25 protein-coding genes and 1 tRNA gene are annotated in these 18382 nt (G+C 60.8%); 15 read left to right on the top strand and 11 right to left on the bottom strand.

Annotated features, from left to right (window positions below; translation table 11 throughout):
* Window positions 1–58 precede the first annotated feature (58 nt).
* A complete protein-coding gene (locus CAER_RS0124635) occupies window positions 59–1690 on the top strand; it encodes a bifunctional ADP-dependent NAD(P)H-hydrate dehydratase/NAD(P)H-hydrate epimerase (protein ID WP_027237858.1) in 1632 nt (543 codons plus the stop codon).
* A gap of 3 nt (window positions 1691–1693) precedes the next feature.
* Here the strand turns inward: CAER_RS0124635 and CAER_RS0124630 are convergent, their stop codons facing one another.
* Window positions 1694–2221, bottom strand: a complete 528-nt coding sequence (locus tag CAER_RS0124630) for a Hint domain-containing protein (RefSeq protein WP_027237857.1) — start codon at window positions 2219–2221, stop codon at window positions 1694–1696.
* A gap of 221 nt (window positions 2222–2442) precedes the next feature.
* On the opposite strand from CAER_RS0124630, the gene CAER_RS0124625 reads away from it, so the two are divergent.
* Window positions 2443–2527, top strand: a tRNA-Leu gene (locus tag CAER_RS0124625).
* A gap of 96 nt (window positions 2528–2623) precedes the next feature.
* On the opposite strand, the gene CAER_RS0124620 is transcribed toward CAER_RS0124625, so the two are convergent.
* The 10 genes from CAER_RS0124620 to CAER_RS0124575 all read right to left on the bottom strand — a co-directional run bounded on the left by CAER_RS0124620 (window position 2624) and on the right by CAER_RS0124575 (window position 7286).
* Window positions 2624–3634, bottom strand: coding sequence for a site-specific integrase (locus CAER_RS0124620; RefSeq protein ID WP_027237856.1), 1011 nt, complete (start codon window positions 3632–3634; stop codon window positions 2624–2626).
* Window positions 3628–3831: a helix-turn-helix transcriptional regulator gene (locus CAER_RS30245; protein ID WP_027237855.1), complete on the bottom strand. Its 204-nt coding sequence runs from the start codon at window positions 3829–3831 to the stop codon at window positions 3628–3630. Before CAER_RS30245 ends, CAER_RS0124620 begins: the two co-directional genes overlap by 7 nt.
* Before the next feature lie 17 nt (window positions 3832–3848).
* On the bottom strand, window positions 3849–4088 hold the full coding sequence (locus CAER_RS0124610) for a hypothetical protein (protein WP_154667857.1): 240 nt from the start codon (window positions 4086–4088) through the stop codon (window positions 3849–3851).
* Window positions 4089–4131: 43 nt separating this feature from the next.
* Window positions 4132–4407, bottom strand: a complete 276-nt coding sequence (locus tag CAER_RS0124605) for a hypothetical protein (protein ID WP_027237853.1) — start codon at window positions 4405–4407, stop codon at window positions 4132–4134.
* 86 nt (window positions 4408–4493) lie between these two features.
* The gene (locus CAER_RS0124600) at window positions 4494–4733 is read right to left on the bottom strand and encodes a hypothetical protein (RefSeq protein WP_027237852.1); all 240 of its coding nucleotides are present in this window, start codon (window positions 4731–4733) and stop codon (window positions 4494–4496) included.
* Between the two features lie 84 nt (window positions 4734–4817).
* Complete coding sequence (locus tag CAER_RS28990; protein WP_027237851.1) at window positions 4818–5159, bottom strand: hypothetical protein; 342 nt, start codon at window positions 5157–5159, stop codon at window positions 4818–4820.
* Window positions 5156–5407 carry a hypothetical protein gene (locus CAER_RS0124590; protein WP_027237850.1) on the bottom strand — a complete coding sequence of 84 codons (252 nt, stop codon included), beginning with the start codon at window positions 5405–5407 and terminating at the stop codon, window positions 5156–5158. The genes CAER_RS28990 and CAER_RS0124590 overlap by 4 nt, the downstream gene beginning before the upstream one ends.
* A 97-nt stretch (window positions 5408–5504) precedes the next feature.
* Window positions 5505–6077 (bottom strand): acyl-homoserine-lactone synthase, encoded by a 573-nt coding sequence (locus tag CAER_RS28505; RefSeq protein WP_051357883.1) that lies wholly within the window; start codon window positions 6075–6077, stop codon window positions 5505–5507.
* A 60-nt stretch (window positions 6078–6137) separates the two neighbouring features.
* Window positions 6138–6797: a helix-turn-helix transcriptional regulator gene (locus CAER_RS0124580; RefSeq protein ID WP_027237849.1), complete on the bottom strand. Its 660-nt coding sequence runs from the start codon at window positions 6795–6797 to the stop codon at window positions 6138–6140.
* Between the two features lie 159 nt (window positions 6798–6956).
* A complete protein-coding gene (locus CAER_RS0124575) occupies window positions 6957–7286 on the bottom strand; it encodes a helix-turn-helix domain-containing protein (protein ID WP_161631110.1) in 330 nt (109 codons plus the stop codon).
* Window positions 7287–7455: 169 nt separating this feature from the next.
* Between CAER_RS0124575 and CAER_RS0124570 the strand changes: the two genes are divergently transcribed.
* From CAER_RS0124570 to CAER_RS0124500, 13 genes are all read left to right on the top strand, one after another.
* On the top strand, window positions 7456–7716 hold the full coding sequence (locus CAER_RS0124570) for a hypothetical protein (protein WP_154667856.1): 261 nt from the start codon (window positions 7456–7458) through the stop codon (window positions 7714–7716).
* 255 nt (window positions 7717–7971) lie between these two features.
* Window positions 7972–8415, top strand: a complete 444-nt coding sequence (locus CAER_RS0124560) for a TIR domain-containing protein (RefSeq protein ID WP_027237846.1) — start codon at window positions 7972–7974, stop codon at window positions 8413–8415.
* Window positions 8408–9193 (top strand): DNA-methyltransferase, encoded by a 786-nt coding sequence (locus tag CAER_RS30375; protein WP_036798011.1) that lies wholly within the window; start codon window positions 8408–8410, stop codon window positions 9191–9193. Before CAER_RS0124560 ends, CAER_RS30375 begins: the two co-directional genes overlap by 8 nt.
* Window positions 9194–9349: 156 nt before the next feature.
* Window positions 9350–9610: a hypothetical protein gene (locus CAER_RS0124545; protein WP_027237845.1), complete on the top strand. Its 261-nt coding sequence runs from the start codon at window positions 9350–9352 to the stop codon at window positions 9608–9610.
* 23 nt (window positions 9611–9633) lie between these two features.
* Window positions 9634–10290: a hypothetical protein gene (locus CAER_RS28495; RefSeq protein ID WP_245597424.1), complete on the top strand. Its 657-nt coding sequence runs from the start codon at window positions 9634–9636 to the stop codon at window positions 10288–10290.
* A gap of 184 nt (window positions 10291–10474) precedes the next feature.
* Window positions 10475–11068 carry a hypothetical protein gene (locus CAER_RS0124535; RefSeq protein ID WP_027237844.1) on the top strand — a complete coding sequence of 198 codons (594 nt, stop codon included), beginning with the start codon at window positions 10475–10477 and terminating at the stop codon, window positions 11066–11068.
* The gene (locus tag CAER_RS28490; protein WP_245597423.1) at window positions 11065–11766 is read left to right on the top strand and encodes a hypothetical protein; all 702 of its coding nucleotides are present in this window, start codon (window positions 11065–11067) and stop codon (window positions 11764–11766) included. Before CAER_RS0124535 ends, CAER_RS28490 begins: the two co-directional genes overlap by 4 nt.
* 204 nt (window positions 11767–11970) lie before the next feature.
* The gene (locus CAER_RS0124525) at window positions 11971–12603 is read left to right on the top strand and encodes a hypothetical protein (RefSeq protein ID WP_027237843.1); all 633 of its coding nucleotides are present in this window, start codon (window positions 11971–11973) and stop codon (window positions 12601–12603) included.
* Window positions 12603–14618, top strand: a complete 2016-nt coding sequence (locus CAER_RS0124520) for a phage terminase large subunit family protein (protein WP_027237842.1) — start codon at window positions 12603–12605, stop codon at window positions 14616–14618. Before CAER_RS0124525 ends, CAER_RS0124520 begins: the two co-directional genes overlap by 1 nt.
* Entirely contained in the window at window positions 14605–14820 is a 216-nt protein-coding gene (gpW, locus tag CAER_RS0124515) for a gpW family head-tail joining protein (protein ID WP_027237841.1), read from the top strand. Before CAER_RS0124520 ends, gpW begins: the two co-directional genes overlap by 14 nt.
* Complete coding sequence (locus CAER_RS28485; RefSeq protein WP_245597422.1) at window positions 14817–16448, top strand: phage portal protein; 1632 nt, start codon at window positions 14817–14819, stop codon at window positions 16446–16448. Before gpW ends, CAER_RS28485 begins: the two co-directional genes overlap by 4 nt.
* Before the next feature lie 4 nt (window positions 16449–16452).
* Entirely contained in the window at window positions 16453–17865 is a 1413-nt protein-coding gene (locus tag CAER_RS0124505; RefSeq protein ID WP_027237840.1) for a S49 family peptidase, read from the top strand.
* A gap of 54 nt (window positions 17866–17919) precedes the next feature.
* Window positions 17920–18291 (top strand): head decoration protein, encoded by a 372-nt coding sequence (locus CAER_RS0124500; RefSeq protein WP_027237839.1) that lies wholly within the window; start codon window positions 17920–17922, stop codon window positions 18289–18291.
* Window positions 18292–18382 lie beyond the last annotated feature (91 nt).

The raw sequence follows: 18382 nt of genomic DNA, 5'->3' as shown, positions 1-18382 counted from the left end.
TAAAAATTAAGCACTGCGCCTGCAAATTGCGCAGAATTGAATCGGGGAAGGGCAAAACATGACCGAACTGCTGACCGCAGCCCAGATGCGGGCGATTGAGCAGGCCGCCATCGCGTCCGGCGAGGTGACCGGGCTGGAACTGATGGAGCGGGCCGGGCAGGGGGTGGTCGAGGCCATCTTCGAGGAGTGGCCGGAACTGGCAGAAGAGCGAGGGGCCAGCCCCTCGCGCTCCCCGGAGTATTTGGGGAAAGATGAAAAGCTGCGCCGTGCAGTTGTCCTGTGCGGGCCGGGCAACAACGGCGGCGACGGGTTTGTGGTGGCGCGGCTCTTGAAGGAGCGCGGCTGGGAGGTGGAGGTGTTTCTTTACGGCGATGCTGAGAAGCTGCCGCCGGATGCGAAGGTGAACTATGAGCGGTGGCAGGAGTTAGGCCGTGTCAATGAGTGGGATGATCGCGGTATCCGTGATTTCTACGAAGGGGATGAAGAAAGCCAGTTTCTCGTGATAGACGCCTTGTTCGGAACGGGGCTGACCCGGGAAATGCCAGATGACACAAATGAAGCATGGAATGGCTTTATGCCGTCTCCTCTAATTACGGATGCCCACGAGCCGAACGAAGACCGTTTCGTAGCAATTGATTTCCCCAGCGGAATTTGCAGCGATAGCGGGCGAGACTTTGGAGCGCTCCCGACCCATCTTACCGTCACCTTCCATAGCGCCAAAATTGGCCATCATATGAGCCAGAATTGCAGGAACTATGGAGGAGCGGGAGGCTGTGGAAAGCTCAAAGTTGTGTCGATCGGTCTACCCCCTGTTTACCCCAAGGGGGGTGTCGAGTTGATTGACGACACGAAGGGTAAACTGAGTGCGAAATTTTCAGGCCACAAATACGCCCACGGCCACGCCCTCGTCCTCTCCGGCGGTCATGGCAAAACCGGAGCGGCCCGGCTGGCTGCCCGGGGCGCGCTGCGGATCGGGGCAGGGCTGGTCACTGTCGGCTCACCGCGCTCGGCGATGTTTGAAAATGCCGCCAACCTGACCGCCATCATGCTGCGTCAGATCGACGGGGCGCATGGGCTGGCGGAACTGTTGGAAGACGACCGCCTCAGTGCTCTCTGCCTTGGGCCGGGCATGGGGCGCGGGGCGGACACGCAGGCGATGGTTTTTGCGGCGCTGAAGGAAAAGCGGCCAACCGTTCTGGATGCCGATGCGCTCACAAGGTTTGAGCTGAAGCCCGAGGCGCTGTTTGAGGCCCTGCACGAAAACTGCGTGATCACCCCGCATGGCGGTGAGTTTGCCAGGCTGTTTCCGGACTTGGCGGAGAAGCTTAAAGCACCGGCAACCACCGGCCCCGCCTATTCCAAGGTCGACGCTACCCGTGAGGCCGCCAAACGCGCAGGTTGCGTGGTGCTGTTCAAGGGGCCGGATACGGTGATCGCCGCGCCGGACGGGCGCTGCTCTGTCAACTCAGCCCATTACGAACGCTCCGCTCCCTGGCTGGCAACCGCGGGGTCGGGCGACGTGCTGGCAGGCTTCATCACCGGGTTGATGGCGCGCGGGTTCGCCCCGATGCAGGCGGCGGAAACCGCTGCCTATATCCATGTGGAATGCGCGCTGGAATTCGGCCCCGGCCTGATTGCCGAGGATCTGCCGGAACAGATCCCCGCGGTGTTCCGCAAACTGGGCCTTTAAAGGTCAGGCCGCCGGGCGCAGATCCTCTTGCGGCGCAGCGGCGGCGGACAGTTCCAGCCCGCCTGCATAGATCACATGCGGGCGGGAAAACTCCAGCACTGCCAGATCCATCATCTGCAGGCCGAGGTCGCGGATGAACTCGCCGTCCACCAGCTCATAGGCCGGCACCACCGCCTGCGGCTGGCCGAACATTGCCTTGGCACGCCAGTCGCGCACCAGAATGCGCTGGTCCCAGGGCACAATCAGATCGCCGTCCGCGCGGGTGTCGCCCAGCGAACCGGCCGCAATGCTCACCGCTTGCAGCATGGCGCGGCGGGTCCGCACCGCCTCGACCTGGGCCATGCCCTGGGTGCGGGTGATCAGGCTGTCGCCGGATTTGATGTCCTCTGCCGGACGTTCGCCCTCACGGGTCAGCACGGTGGTGCCGCGCAGCAGGCTGATGTTCTGGCTGCCTTGAAACAGCCGCCGGGGCTGTGCCTGCCCGCGCATCGCGATTTGCGCGCGCAGGGCCGCATTTCCAAACGGTTTCATATTGTTGCTCGCTCTGTCTGCCTCAGACTTTTTTACCAATCTACGGCACAACCGGATTCCAGGCCCAGTCTTCTCTGGCAAAATTCCGCTCATTGTTGCAATTATGCGGACGGTTTGTTGCCGGTCTGCACTGGGAGGGCCCGGCCGCGTTTTCCGCTCGCATCCGCTGCGAAGCTTTGCTATTGAGCGCGGCACGCAAGGCCGGGTGCCTCGCGGTTCGTGCGGGTGTGGCGGAATTGGTAGACGCACCAGATTTAGGTTCTGGCGCCGCAAGGCGTGGGGGTTCAAGTCCCTTCACCCGCACCACAATGATTTTAAACGAAAATTCTCTTTGATGTGAGGTGGCGCCTCGCCCATGATCCAGAGTGTTTTACACTTTGTTTTACACTCTGGAATCTGTTCCTATTCTGTATTTGTTCTGTTCCGGCGCAGCTGAGCTGTCTTTGAGAGCTGCCTTTGCCTAGCTTGCTGGCGGTACTTCTTCACCATTTCCAGCGATTTGTGGCCGGTCACTGATTGGATTTCGGTGTCTGAGCAGCCTGCCTCTGCCAGCTCTTTGGCGGCGGTGTAGCGCCAGCCGTGGATTACAAAGCCCTCGGCCTCGATCTTCTTGCGGACTTCGGCCACAAGGCTCTGAGCGCGCCGTTTGCTGATGTGTTGCGTCAGGTTCTTTGACACGATGTGTTTTCCGTTGCGCGGCAAGCGCTCCAGAAAGGTCTGCAGGCGCTCCGGGCAGAAGATCGAAAGCCGGGCGCCGGTTTTCTCCTGCACAACGTCCATGTAACCGCCTTGGAAGTGCGCCCATTCCATGGCTACCACATCACCAATGCGCTGCCCGGTGCCGATGCACAGCTCATAAATCGCGCGCTCAATCTTCAGCCCATGCTGTTCGCAGTAGCGCTCATATGCGGCCAGCTTTGGCTCCGGCCAGGCTTCATAGCTGCCGCCCTTCAGCTTTTCGACGCCCTGGGCGGGGTTGGCGGTGATCCATTCCAGATCAATGGCGTGACGGGCCAGAATCGAAAGCTGTTCGACCATGGCATTCGCCTTGCGCCACTGGTCTGCATACTTGTCCCGCGCAGCGATAACGTGTTTGCGGCGCAGTTTGGTGAAGTCTTTGGGGCCGTTCTTTTCGCGGAGCAATTCAAGGGTGCGGCGGTACTCCGCCTTGGTGCTTGGCTTCAATCCCTTGAACCGAGGTGTTTGGTAGTAGCTGGCGATCAGTGCCTCAAAGGTCGTTTTTACCGTCGCCTTGTGCTGGCCTGATCTGATGGCCCAGTATTCCCGGTCAAATTCCTCGCTGTCGGGATCGTCGGGAAGGCGGATCAGAGTCTTGCCCTTGCGAAAATACCAGTAGTCTTTTCCGCCGCGCGGTATCCGGGCCAGGTAAGGTTTTGAGTTCTTCTTTACCATTCGAAATCTTCACTCAGCATGGCGCCTGAGCTGATTGCCTCAAGCTGTTTCACGGACCAGCGTTCTAATTTGCCGCCAATCTTAACCGGCTTGGGCAGGCTCCCGGCTGCCACCAAGGCGCGGAATTCCCTGAGCGGCATATCCAGCATCTTAGCTGCCGTGCTTTCGCGCGCTAGGATTTGGTTTGCTGCGGGCACAGAATCCGTCTCCTTGTTCAGTTCTTGCCTTGGGCGCGCCGCATCCGGCGGATGCAGCGGTTCATGATTTTGGTGCGTTCTTCAGTGAGGTCTGCCAGCGCGCGTTTCTTCTGTTCGATGCGCTTGTGCACCTTTGCCAGGCGCCGCATTTCCAGTTCGTTTGCAAAGTGGAGCCACATGGCTCTGAGGCCGAATGGCTCCGTTTTTTCGGGGCGTTTTTCTTCGTCCAGCAGGCGGGCCTGTGCAGCGAGTTGCACTGTACGGTTTGTGATTTCTGCAGGTGTCAGCATCGGTGAAATCTCAGCGGGGCGTTGCGAGTTTGCCGGTCCATGCGTCGAATTCTGTGCGCAGGGACTGGAAGCGGTCGGCGGCGGCCGGGTCGTGCAACAACTCGCAGCGGCTGGTTACCTTGCAGACCTGTCGGACGTACTCAGCCGCGCCGCCTTGGGTGAGCTGCTTGTCCGGGTAGCCGCAGCGTTGGGCTGCGAAGGTCTGAAACCGCGGGTCATTGCAGAGGATGCCTGCCTGCGTCGACGGCGGCAGATCTTCAAAGCGCTTTTTCTGTTCCGTGGGCATTGGCTTGCCTTTCTGCAGGGCGGGCGCGGTGCGGTTTTGTGAGTGGTAGATTTAGCCGCGCCCGGCGGATCTGACAGGGTTAGGACTTAGGATTGTGACTCGAGGAACCGCACGACTGCGCCGTGGAGCTGCGTTTCTTCCTCGGTTTCGCCGGATGCCGCATCCAGCAGGAGGCGCAGGGCGTCGGCCAGCGAGGTAATCGTTTCCCCTGATCCCACACCGTCGAAGGCGCTGATGTGATCACCACGCGCGGCCTCGATCATGTCGGAGGTCGCGGCGCTGGCAGCGGATGCTGCGGCCAGTAATGTTGCCCTTTGTTCCTGCATGGTATCTCCGGTGGGTTCGGTTTCTGAAAAGGGGCCGGGGGCGGTTCGGGATGTGCCCCCGGCCAGTCTGCTGAGGCGCAGGTTTCAGACGGCCTCGGCAACTTGCGTGTCTGCGGGTGGCAGCGGAGCTGCGCCGTTGAACGGGCAATCCGGGCGGCCATCGGTGGCGCGGGCAGTCTTGTTGTCCTGGTGCAGGGTCAGGGCGGACTTGACCCATTCCCCGATGGCCGCGTTCTGGCTGGGCCCGCGCTCTGTCAGGCCGTAAAGGCGCACCGTCCAATCAAATTCGTCATGACCAACGAGCTCAGGATCGGCGGGCCAGGACTCGCCACCCAGACCGGCGAAAATCAGCGCGCGTGTGATCGGGCTGGCCTCGGCCATGTTCTGGGCTGCTGCGTAGATTTCCTGTGGGGAGGGGCCGGTCATCTCAGGGCCCCCGGCGCGATGAGTGCCGGCGGCCGGGTGGGGTAGCCCTTGGCGGCGATGTGGCGATGGATGCGAGCGGAAAGACCGGCGACGCGCTCTGCTTGGCGCCGGGTGTTTTCAGCAGCGCCATTGGCAGGAACGTGCAGTGAGCGCTTCGGCGGGGCGTCAAAGCGGACCTCTTTGCTGAGGTGAACAATCTGGCAAGCGCCCGCCTTGCCGTGTTCAGTCTGCGGGGTGTGCTGTGTCATAGTCTGCCCTCTCCATTTTCGGAGAGATGAATATCACCTCAAAAGGTGATTAACAACCCCAAAAGATTTAAAAATGACCTTTCGGGGTTTGGCGCGGTCAGAGCGCCATTTCTATCGTGCAGATCCTGTTGCCTTGTCCATCTTTCAAGGTTGGGCCTGTCTTGTTAGTAGGTAGGCCGATTGAGGTTAGCCAGCGGACATATGCCGGCGGCATTAGTGCAATGAGCTTCGATGCCCCCAAGTCTCTGGCCGCGCCAGTTAGCGCCCGGGCGTTTTCGGCAAGTATTGAGTTGCGTTCCGCTTTCGGGATGCTGGGATCAACCGTGAAACGGGTTGCTTCCCAAATATTGTGGTCCCGGGGTGGGGCGTCCATCAGGGTATCCGGAATGCCGGGCAGTTTTCCTTCGCAAGCGTCGTTGATCATGTATGACCAGTAGCCGAAGTCGCCGAAAGTCGGATTTAGCCGTGAAGCGGCCAAAGGGGTGCCATTGGTGTGGGTGATGACGTATAGCGTTTTGGGCGTGTCGTACTGATCCGCCTCAACGTCAGGAGTGTGAGGAATGCTCCAGTGCATTTCGTCAACAAAGAGCTGTTTCCGCATTTTTAGATGTAGCCACCAAAGCTGGCCGTGCTCGTGGATCGTTTCCCAAGATACAATGCTGTGCTGCATGCCTATTCTCCAAGTTGCAAACTAGGAGTAAGGTTTGCACCGCCTCCGCGGGAGTTTCCTCTACTTTATGGGGTGAAGGGTTAAACCAGCGATGGCGCAAATGTTCACTGCAGTTGTGAAATTGTTAACGCCTATTCTGCTTTGTATTGAAGCCTTTCTTTGCTTCACGGTTTCCTCGGAAATTTCGAGCTTCGCTGAGATTTCTTTTGCGCGATACCCCTTTGCGGCAAGGTAAACCACGTCAATATGTTGGGGGTGCAGCAGTTGGGCTTTGCTGGTCAGGTATCCCATGTGAGCCTCCCTAACAGCCCGTGTCGCGGCTTCAATCGCGGCGTCGGACGGGGTATCGTTGGTGGTGAGACCGACCAGGCAAGAACTTCCTGCGATTGTGTCTGTGATCGAGGTTCCAGACTTTAGGCCGTAACCAAAGCAGGCGTCCTTGAATTCCGGGTCCTGAATGGTTTCTGCGGTCCAATGGTGAACTCCAGGGCCGCGTAAGCCAATGATCACTGCGGGATCCCGGTTCAGCCATTTCCGCTCATGGTATAGGCTCTGCCATTCGGTCGAGTAGGTGGTGAACACGTCAATCTGGCCGGTTCGAAATGAACCAATTCCAAGTGCTAGGCCATGTGGCGCAACGTCGGACAGGTCTGCGGGCACGTCGGGAAAAAACTGCATGAAAATTCTCGCGGTATCACCTTTTGGGGTGAAATTTACCATTTTGGGTATTGAACCGCAAGCGTGAGTTGTGCAGCTATGGCCGCGCATAGCTTTATTGGATATTAGACATGCGTGACATAGTGCCTTCGGCTAAGGAAGATTTGAAAGCTCTTGTGGAGAAAATGAGCGACGCCCAGGCTGCTAAGTACCTGGAAGAGCTTAAGAACCGGACCGGTCAGCCGTAGAGCTAGAAATTCTCTCCAGTTCTTGCCTGGCCTCTTCCTCCGACATTCCCTCAATGATCTTGAACAGCTCTGTTTTTGCGTTGGATAGGGGGTTGTTGGAATCAATTGCCATCAAGTTCGATTCAAGGACTGCCAGAATGGCCTCTAAGCTCTTTTGAGACAGGGTCTTGCTTTCCCCCCGCATAAACTTGCCCAAGGTATTTGGGGATACTTTGGCAGCTTGGCAGACCTGCGCTGCCTTCATGCGCTTAGCGCCCATCAAGGCGCCTAGGTTAGCGCGTCTCTTCTCCCAAATGTCATCCATACTGACGATCCGCTGTTTGTTTTGCGGCATACTTTCACCTTTTGGGGTGAAAATGAATATACCAAAAAGGTTGTTTACACACCTCGAAATGCTACATATAACCTCAAAAGGTGATAAAACAACATTTTGAGGTTGCGCCGTGAAGCCAGAGGGCGAACAAGAGACGTTCTTGCCTGACTCGGATGAGTTCAGAGCTTGGCTCACGGTAGCTAGGCAAAAGCTGGGGATCAAACCCTCCACCTTGTGCGTGGCGGCTGGTGTTGCTCCGAATACATTGGGGAAGTTTGAAGATGTTCGCGCGAAGTCGCGTGAAATTCACCTTACAACGGCTGCCAAGATTTATCGCGCAGCACTTAAGGCAGCGCGCGAGCAGGGTGTTGAGCTTCCGCCTCTTGAGCAATTTGCAAAGGATATCGAGGGCGACGAATGACCGTCGCCCGACCAGAAAAAGGCCATATCAAGATACCTTCCGCCACCGATGGCAGCGGTGCTGAAGGTGCAGGCAGCCTGGGTGGCGGACACGCCCTGGCCGCCTGCGAAAATTCTGCGGGGCGGGGTCCTTTCCCGCCAGTGGCGCTGACCGGGGGCAGGCGTGGCTGCAGAATGCCCCTTAATACCTCCCTGTTGACCTTGGGGCGCGTGGCGGATGGTCTGCCGCGTGCCCCCTTTTTCGCGGGGGCGGTCAATGCTTGATTTGTCAGCAGCCGCGCGGCAGTTCCCGGATGATCCGGATTGGACCTGGCTAGCCTGGTTCTGGGCGCCGGGCGGGCTGTTCCGCCAGGGGCTGATGCTGGAGGCTATCGCGGCAGATGCCGCCGGGCGGCTGGCCTGCCTAGCAACGCCCTATGCCCGGTACGACGGCGGGCCGGTTCTGGCGGCGGATACCGCGCTGGAATGGATGGCGCAGCTGGGCAGGGTGGATATCCTGCCGCTGGCACCCGCCTATCTTGCCGATGAGGCGGGCGCTGACATAGCGGATCCTGTCCGGATTCTGAACTACGCCGATCTTGTGATCATTCCGCCGGTGCCCGGCTGGCGCCGGTCGGCCTGCGTCTGGCGGGCGGCCTGCTGCGCCCTGGACCGGATGAAGCCGGTCTGCGTTTTGAACGGGGGTGAGGCCGATGGCTGACCCGTGGCAGCGCAAGGTGGTGATCGGCGGCTGCACGCTGTACCTGGGCGATTGCCTGGAGATCATGCCGCAGCTGGGCCGCGTGGATCATTTCGTGAAGGATCCGCCGTATGAGGCGATTATGCACGAAGCAAAGGGTGCGAAGGCGCGCAAGGATCTGCGCACCGACGGCGGCAGCGCATCGCAGGAATTGGATTTTGCGCCGATTGATGAAATCCGGGACCGTGTAGTTGACCTGGGTACACAGTGCGATGGCTGGTTCATCGCATTCTGCACGCCGGAGGGGGTCGGGCGGTGGGCGGATGCGATCAACGCCAGCCCGATGAGGTACAAACGGGCCTGTGCCTGGATCAAGCCGGACGCGATGCCGCAGATAAACGGGCAGGGCCCTGCACCCGGTTATGAAAATTTCGTCTGTGCCTGGGCTGGCAAGGGGCATTCGCGGTGGAATGCCGGCGGCAAGCGCGGCGTCTATGTCGAGCCCTGCAATCCCCGGGACCGCACTGGCGGCCACACCACGGAAAAGCCCTGGCGGCTGATGCGGGATATCCTGTTCGATTTCACCAATCCGGGCGACCTGGTGGCGGATACGTTCATGGGATCCGGAACCACGCTGGTTGCCGCGGCGCTGACCGGGCGGCGGGCCATCGGGATTGAACAGAAACCGGAGTATTTCGAACTGGCCTGCCGCCGGGTGCGAAAGGCGGTTCTGGCGGCGCAGCAGCTTGGCCTGGCTGTGCCTCAGTTTCAGCCGGACATGTTTCAGGAGGCGGTATAGTGCAGATTTCGTGCTGCAAGAAAGACAAGAATGTGAGCGCCTACGGAGCTGCGAATGAAACCGGCTGGGCCGGTTGCTGCCTGAAGTGCGGCCGCACCTGGCTGGTTGATGCTGATCGCGCACAGGAGATCCTGAAGGGAAGGGGGGCTGCAAGCGATGGCTGAGCGCAAGGAATTGCACGTCGACCAGGCGCGGCAGATCCTGCGGCAGGTATCGCATCCGATGTGGTCGCCCTCGGACGATTTCGACCTTCTGACGATGAAGGCTGGGGGCCAGAATTTTCACGATATTGCGGATTGGCTGGGGCGGCAGCGCCTGGCGGTCGAACAACGGTATCACCGGCTGCGCGTGGTGCCCCGGATTTCCGAGGCGCTGCGGGTCAGCGGGCTGACAAGCGAGCCTTATCAGGCAGGGTAGGCAGAAAGGCAGGAGGCTGAGCAGTGAAAGACGTGATTGACGATTCAGGCGGGCGAATGCCCGATACCTGGCCCTTGCAGCGCGGGGAAACGCTGTCCTCGCATGACTGGTTTCCGTTCTTCGGGCACAAGTTCCTGTCGTCCCGGTTTTTGAGCAAATCGGTGATGACCGGGCGCCGGGCGGATATCGGAACGGCGCTGATCCTGTGGGCTGAGGCGATGCGGCAGGATCCCGCTGGCACTTTGCCCGTGGATGATCTGGAGCTGGCGGATATGGCACGTTTCCGGTCTCTGGGCGAGTGGCAGGAGGTCCGGGCCTCTGTCCTGCATGGCTGGGTGGAGGTTCACGTGGAAGATCCGCGCACGCATGAAGTGGAGGTGCGGCTGGGCCACCCTGGGCTGATCGAGGAAATTGTGCAGGATATGTACAAGCGCAAGCGCGGCCGGGATGCGGCGCGCGAGGCCGGGCGGCTGGCCCTTAAGAAGCACAAGATCCGAAAGAAAATGGGCGAAATGGGTGTGCCGGAGCATATCATCAAGGATGACCGCGCCATCACGGCGCTGGCTGAGCACTTCGAGCATTCGGAGCTGTACATCACGCCGGACAACGTGCGGGCTGCCATGGTCGAGGTGCTGGGCTACACCGGCGATGTGACCCCGATCAGCGCGGCCCGGAAGTGAAATTCACCTGAAATGAAGTGAAATGATTTCACCGGATTTCAGTCCTATTTCGGGCCTTTCAGTGAAATTGCCCTACAGGACAGAACAATAAAAAACAGAAGAATATAAAACACCTTACAGGGACCGAACGCAGGCCGGAGAGCCGGTGGGAACGTGGGATTGCTGAGAATGAGGGAATGCGGAAATGAATGAGAAAGAGCAGGCCGCAGGCGAAAAGCGGGTCAAGGAATTGCTGATTGAGCCGCTGGAGGCATTGGGGCTGACCAAGCCCGGGACCATGCGAAAAGAGCAGTTCGAAACCATGAAGAAAGAGCTGCGCCAAATGTTGGCCTACATGCAGCCCAAAAGTTTGGAGGAGCTGCGGGAATGGTGCGAGGCGCACCCGGGCGGCAAGGAGCGGGACCGGTTTCCTATTGCCCTTCACATCCTTAAGGAAGCGCGTCGGATCGAGCCGCCGGAAACCGGGCCGTCGCCGCTGATGCTGAAAGTCTTTGCGCATCAGATGGGGCAAGCGGCGTTGGCTGTGGGCTGGGCTCCAGAACTTCTGATCTGGTTGAAGGGGAACCGTGAGTGGCCTGGCGCTTGGACGATATCGAAGATTAAGGCAGAGGCTGATGATCCCATGCGGCGCCTGCAGGATATTGAGGCGCGTATGGCCCGCGGCGGTGTTGTCAGCGCTGAGGAAACTGCGTTCCGCGACCGGCGCCGGGCAGCCCTTCAAAAGTGCCGGGATATTGCCGATGAGGCGCGGGCGCAGCGGGCAGAGGTGCGGACATGAACTTGGCAGTCGCGCATCAAGGGGCATTTGCTGATCCTAAGCGGGCAGTTGGCGCAGCCGTTCAGGCGCCGCGCACTGGCAAGCTGGAGGTGAGCGCGCTGGAGCTGATCGAGTGGGCCTTTCAGCGCGAAAAGGTCGGGTTGGACTTTGATGAGATTGAGCGGGAAACAGGTGCGCGTCCCGGTTTCGGGATGGAGTGGATCTTGATCGAACAGGCCCGCTTGGGTGTTAAAGGCCGCATTCAGGGTGGCGGCAGTTCGCCGCGTCACCATGATGCGGATATGGTTGCCGCTTCGCTTGCCTGCCTGCCGGAAACCTATGGCGGGCGCCGGATGGCGGTTATGATTGCTGAGCTGGCCCGTGCTGGTGAGGTGCCGGATTGGATGGGTGGCGCCGTGCCTGCCTGTGAGCCGGTCGATTGGCGGGGCAGCAAGCATGGCCGCTACGCTGTTCGTGAGGTCTGCCGCGTTCCGGGGTTGCGTTGGCCAGCCGATCAGGTGGCGGGGCGTGACAATGGCTATTGGTGCCCGGTCACCTACCCGGTGGATGCCAGGATGATCGCGGCAGCGCGCCGCCGTTATCTGGATTGGCGGGGGGCCATCCACCATTTGCAGTTCATCTTTCAGATGGCGTGCCACCTCACTTCCTTCACTGTGTCGAACTCGCTGCCGCCGCGTGCGCCTTGGAAGGGGGCTTGACCGAATGTCAATCTGTTGACATGTTGCAGTCGACCGAATTGCGCCCGGAGCGGAGATCCCGCCCCGGGCGCTCGCATTTCCCCAACCCCTTCCAGCCTCAGAAAACGGCGGGTCCTTCCCGGCGCTTCGAACGTATACGGGGCGTCGAGGGGCATGAGTTTTAGTCCGCTAAACCAATTGGAAAGCCTAAACTAAACACTAAACATGACCACAGTGACAGCATCTGAACTCGCCAAAAAACTGAACAAGTCGAAGGGGCGTATCAGTCAAATGGTGTCCAGTGGTCAGCTGGCCGGGTGTTACACGGGCGAGGGAAGGCACCGCCGGTTTGATCTCGAAAAATGCCGGGCCGCACTGGGCCAGAGGCTTGATCCCGGGCAGATGCTTGGCAACGGGGCTGGCACCCGCGAGGCTTTGCAGAACCTGGCCGATCAGCAGGGTGAAGAGCTGCCGCTGGGCCAGTCTGAGATCGGCGCCGGTGCGCGCCGTCTGCCGGAAGAGGATCAGGACGGCTACAGCCTTGCCCGCACGCAAAAGGCAGTGGAAGAAGCGCGAAAATTGCGCCGCCAGAATGCCGAAGCGGAAGGCCTGTATGTCCTGGCCTCGGAAGTCGAGCTGGAAGTCAAAAAGCTGATCAGTCAGGAGATCGCAGAATTCGAGCAGGTTATGCGGGTGGGCGCTCGTGCCGTTGCGGATGAATTCGGAGTCGACTTCAAATCGGTCAAGAAACTGCTGATCGACACATGGCGCGGCCACCGGGACAAGCGGTCGCGCAAGCTCGCTGACGATGCTCAGTCCGCGGACATGTCTGAGGACGAAAAGGCGCAGGATTGCTGATGGGGTTCCTCACTTCTGCAGCCGGTGTGGTCGGGCTCGCCCTGTCGCAAGCCATGGCGCCGCCGCCGCCGCCGGATATCACCAAGTGGTGCGAAGACAATATCGTCTTCGACGCGCGCTCGCCGATGCCGGGGCCTTTCGATATTGAACGCTTTGCGTTCCTGCGGGAGATCCACGAGGTTCTTTCACCGGAACACCCCTGCCGGGAAGTGACAATCCTCGGTTCGGCGCAATGGGGGAAGACGGTTTCCATCATCCAGCCGACGCTGGGCGCCTGGCACAACAGCACTGCGCTGGACAGCCTGGTGGTTCATCCCACCATGTCGGCCGCCACAGAGTGGGTGGACAACAAGTGGAAGCCGATGCGGCGCCAGGCGCCGGATCTGAAGCGGATCTTCGGCGATGGATTGGCCGGCGGTGAGAACCGAGACCAGAAATTCAATCAGGAAACCGTTGCGCGTGACGGCAGCCTGAAAGTTGCTTCTTCCGGTTCCCCGGCCGACTTGACCGGCACATCCCGCCGCCTGGTCATCATGGATGACCTGGCGAAGTTCGAGATGACGGACAAGGGCGATCCGGAAGCCCTTGCGGAAAGCCGGGCCAGCGGTTTCGAAGAAGCCAAGATCTTGCGGGTGTCGACTCCGCTGATCAAGGGCACCTGCCGGATCAACCGGGCATATGCGCGGAGCGACCAGCGCGTCTATGAGGTTCCCTGCCCGCATTGCGGCCACATGGCCGCGCTGACCTGGGAGAATTTTGTCGAGAATATTAATCCGACTAACCTTGAGGACGCCCATTTCCGCTGCGAGCCCTGCCAGGGCAAGATCGAACACAAGCACAAGGAAGAGATTGTCCGCCGGGGCCGCTGGCGGGCGACCAACCCGAAGGGGGACCACCCGGGGTTCTTCCTGTGGCGGGCTTACGCGCCGCAGCGGGACTGGGCCTCGATCGCCAAGGAATACGCCCGCGTCATGGGCTGGACTCGCACGGAAGGCGAAGCCAGCAAGGAAGAGAAGAAACAGTCGGTAGAGGCCGAAACCGAACAGACGTTTTTCAATGATGTTCTGGGACTGGCCTATGAGCAGTCCTCGGGCTCGATGGACTGGGAAGTTCTGAAAAACCGCGTCGAGGAAGCCGACGAGATCGAAGACGGGATCCGGCCCCTGCCGGTGGGAATTCTGCCTGCCACCGGGTTCATTTTCAGCGCAGGTGTCGACTGTCAGGATGATCGCACCGAAGTGCATTTCAAGTGCTTCTGCCGGAACCGGCAGCGCTGGACGGTGCATTATAAGATCATTCCGCACCACATCAGCACCAAGGAATGCCGGGATACCCTAGATGCTTACCTGGCCGCGGAGTGGCGGACGGAACTGGGGTTCAAGGTCAAGCTCGACGTTTTGGCGATCGATGGCGGCACCTATACGGATGATGTCTGGGATTGGGCCAAGAAGCACTCCTGGCACCGGGTGATCATCGTGAAGGGCGGCAGCAACCAGAACGGCCCGAACATGGTGCCGCAGAAGTTTGAGCGCCGCAAAGACGGCAAAGCGAAGCGCCAGCAGAAGCGGGCGTTCATCCTCAACGTCTCCAGCATGAAGGGGCAGCTTTACAAATGGGTGGAGCAGCTGGACCCGGCGGAGCGCGGTTACTGTCACTTCGCCAAAGGGCTCGGGGATGAGTTTTACCGGCAGTTCGTCTCGGAGGTCCGGACCCTGACCAGACAGAGATCAGGGACGGTCACTGCGAAGTGGGAGCTGGTGGAGCCGACGCGGCGAAACGAGGTGCTGGATACCGAGCTTTACGCTGAAGCCGGAGCGCTGCGGAAAGGCTGGGCGTCGCTGACTGACGCTCAGTGGGATGCCCTGGAGGCTGAGCGCGGCGCGGTGCCCCCCGAACAGCAAGGCGACCTGTTCGATGCGGTAGTGCCAGTCTCGGCCGAGGCCGCCGCAACCAAGAAACCAAAGCCCGCTGAAAAGCGGCAGAGCCTGTCAGGGATGCTGAATGTCAATCGATAGAGAAAAGCTGGAAGCGCAGCTGGCAGAGGCGGAAGACGCGCTGCATCGGCTGCTGACCGGCGGCCAGGTGACCGAAGTGGATTATGACGGCCACGGCACGAAATTCGCCAAGCCGACCGAAACCGGTCTGCGCCGCCGGATCAACGAGCTGCAGCGCAAGCTGGGGCGCTCCCGTCTTGGGTCCCGGAGGGTTTCGTTTTGAAAGCGTTTCTGCAGCGGCTGGTTCCGTCGAAAAAGCAGGCCCAAGACGCTGGGTTCAAGCCGCAGGCCGCTGCGCGCCGGGAGGCTGGCTTTGGCGGTAGCTCGCCCTATGTGGCCGGTGACCGCGGAATTGAAACCATGTCGGGTTTCCAGCCGCGCACCATGTCGGCGGATGCTGAAATTGGCCCGGCCCGGAAGGTGATCAACGCCCGCACGCGCGACTTGGCGCGCAACAACGGCTTTGCTGCTGGCGCGGTGGGCAAGGAAGTTGATGCGATCATCGGAGGCAATTTCCGCCCATTCGTGAAACCGGATTGGCGCGCTCTGGGGTTGAGCAAGGAATGGGCCAATGAGTTCAAGGAACAGGTCACCAGTGAATGGCGCAGCTACGCGGAAGATCCCCGCAAGTATGCCGATGTGACCCGCTCGCAAACGGTTCCGCAGATGTTCGGCACCGCCTACCGAGGCTACCTGCTGGAAGGCGAGGCGCTGGGGCTGAACAACTGGCGGAAGCGCCGGCCAACCAAAACCTGCCTGCGGCTCGTGGATCCCGACTTGCTGTCAAATCCGCATGACCGCGCTGATGAGCGTTTCCTGCGCGGCGGCATCGACCTGTCCCGCGACGGCGTGGCGCTGGCCTACAACTTCCGCGAGGCGCACCAAAGTGACCGCTGGGCCGGGGTTGAGGGGGTGAAGTGGAAACGCATCCGGCGGGAAACCCGGTGGGGCCGTCCGATCGTCATCCATTTCTTTGACAAGTTGCGTGACGGCCAAACCCGCGGCGTCTCCCGCATGGCGCCGATCGTCGAAAAGCTGCGGATGGAAGACCACTATTCGAAAGTGGAGCTGCAGGCCGCCGTGATCAATGCTGTGCTGGCCGCCTTCATCAAGTCGCCCATGGGTCCTGAGGCCATGGAGGAAATGTTTGGTGAGGACGGCATCACCAAAGAGGGGTCTGCAGCAAGCGGCTGGGTAGGTGAGCGCAGCCAGTTCTATCAGGAAAACTCGATCAAGGTTGGCGGTGCGCGGATCCAGGCGCTGTTTCCGAATGATGAAATCGGCATGGTCCAGACCGCGCGCCCGGCGGCGCAGTTTGCCGACTTTGAAGCCGCGGTGCTGCGCCATGTCGCCAGCGGTCTGGGCATTTCTTATGAGCAGCTGGCCAGTGACTGGAGCAAGACGAACTACTCCAGCGCCCGTGCTGCGCTGATCGAGATCTGGCGCGGCTGGACTGTCCGCCGGACAGCCTTTGCGCAAGGCTTTTGCCAGCCTTTCTTCATGTCCTGGCTGGAGGAAATGGTTCTGGATCGCCGGATCCGGCTGCCGCAGAACGCGCCGGACTTCCATCAGAACTGGATGGCCTATTCACGGGCCAAATGGGTTGGGCCCGGCCGCGGGTTCGTGGATCCGGTCAAGGAGATCCAGGCGGCGGCGATGCGCGTGGCGCTGGGTGTCTCGACGCTGGAAGATGAGGCGGCCGAGCTGACCGGCTCCGACTGGGGCGACAACATGGATCAGATCAAAGACGAAATGGGCAAAATGCCCGCGGGCGTTCTGCACCCGATGCAGGAAAGTTTCGCCAAGCTGCTGGGCCACAACGGCGGCCCGGCCTTGAACTCCGAGGAATAATCACATGACGCATCCGCAAATTGCGCAGCGTGTATTTCACACGCCGCTTCTGGCTGCGCCTGCCAAGGCTGCAGGTTTCGTAATGGGTCTGGGCTCGCGCATTCTGGGCGGCGGTTCGATCGAACTCAAAGGGTTCGAAGGTGTTGCGGTGACTGGGCCCGCCAGCCAGCCTTTTGCCTCTTTGCTGGATGATCGGGTTGGTGACCAGATCCGCGCGGGAAAAGCTGAGGCCTTCCGAATTGTCGACGGCGTTGCCGTGATCCCGGTGACCGGGACGCTGATCCATCGCGGCGCCTGGGTGGGCAGCTTCTCCGGTGAAATGTCCTATGAGGGGATCTCGGCGCAGATCAAGGCGGCGGCCTCTCATAGTAGTGTTCGCGCCATTGCGCTGGAGATTGACAGCCACGGCGGCGAGGTTGCCGGCTGTTTCGATCTGGCGGCCGAGATCCGGGCCGCGCGTGATGAAAAGCCGGTGCATGCCTTTGTTTGCGACAATGCGCATTCTGCGGCCTACGCGCTGGCTTCGCAGGCAACGCGGGTCATCGTGCCGCGCGCGGGCAGCGCGGGCTCGATCGGAGTGATTTGCATGCACGCGGATCGCAGCCAACAGCTGGAGGCTGTGGGCGTCAGCGTGACCATCATCGCCGCGGGCAAGCACAAGGCGGATGGCAACCCCTATGAGCCGCTGCCGGAAGCTGTTCGCGACAGCCTGAAGCGGGAAATGGAGACACTGCGCGGGATCTTCGCTGAAACCGTCGCCGCGGGCCGTGGTGCCAGCCTTTCAGCCGACGCTGCGCTGGCGACAGAGGCCGCGTGCCTGCTTGGTCAGGACGCTGTTGACGCCGGGCTCGCCGATGAGGTGGCCAGCCCGAAAGAAGCATTTGAGCAGCTTGCTGCTCAGTTCAGCTGGCGGCGGGCGCCGCTGGGCAAAACCGCAACCAAAGAAGGACCATTGACGATGGCAACCCCTGAAGACGACGAACAGTCCGGCGGCGGCGTGAACGATACGCCGAATGCAGGCACCAAAACCCCTGAAGCCGGTGACGGCGGCGGCGCGCCGGAAGCGAATGCCGGCGGCCAGCAGGAGCCGCAAGGCACCTCGGCGCCGGAGGGTAAGCAGTCCTCCCTGGCGGCAACCTCTGGCGCTGATGAGGAGCGCCAGCGGATTATGGGCATCCTCGGGTGTGAGGAAGCCCAAGGCCGCAGTGCTCTGGCCAGCAGCCTCGCCAATGATCCGCACATGACCGTGGAGCAGGCAAAGAAGCACTTGGCTGCCGCGGGCAAAGAGGGGAGTGGCCGGACGCTCAGCGATCTGATGGAGGGCGAAGCCGAAGCCGACCTGGATCAGCCGCCGCCTGCTGCCGAACGCGGTGGCGGCCTGGCTGCCAAAGCCAAGGCGCGCTTCAGCGGCCAGTAAGACCACCGCGGGCCTTGGCCCGCTTTTTTGTGACCTCAATCTGGAGATAACAGCATGAACGCGCTGACCGAGGGAAACACCGCAGGCGATTTCGTCGCATGGGAAGAAGACAGCTACTTCAGCCGTGACACCGGCACCGTCGCCGCGGGGAACGACTATGAGCCGGGTTCGGTTCTGGGGGAAATCACCGCTTCCGGTAAGCTGGTCTACTGGGATCCGGCAGCTATTGATGGTTCTGAAACCGTCGTGGCCGTCCTGCGCACCCCTGCAGCCGCCGCAGGCGCGGACGTGCCGGATGCCGTGCTGATGAAGCGCCATTGCCGCCTGAAGCGTCACGGCCTGATCTTCGGCCCTGGCGTGACAACCCAGGCCCAGCGTGACCAGGCCGTTGCCGAGCTGGAAACCCTGGGGATGCTGGCCCGCTAATCCAGCCTCTTCGAAGAAAACGCGCCTGATTGGCGCACATCAGAAAGGGAGCCAATCATGGCCCATATGGATATCTTCCAAAACGACGCCT

The organism is Leisingera caerulea DSM 24564 (assembly GCF_000473325.1).
In the GTDB taxonomy this organism is placed as follows: Bacteria; Pseudomonadota; Alphaproteobacteria; order Rhodobacterales; family Rhodobacteraceae; genus Leisingera; species Leisingera caerulea.
Note: the sequence above shows the minus strand (reverse complement) of the source record. Positions and strands in the feature narration are given on the sequence as shown.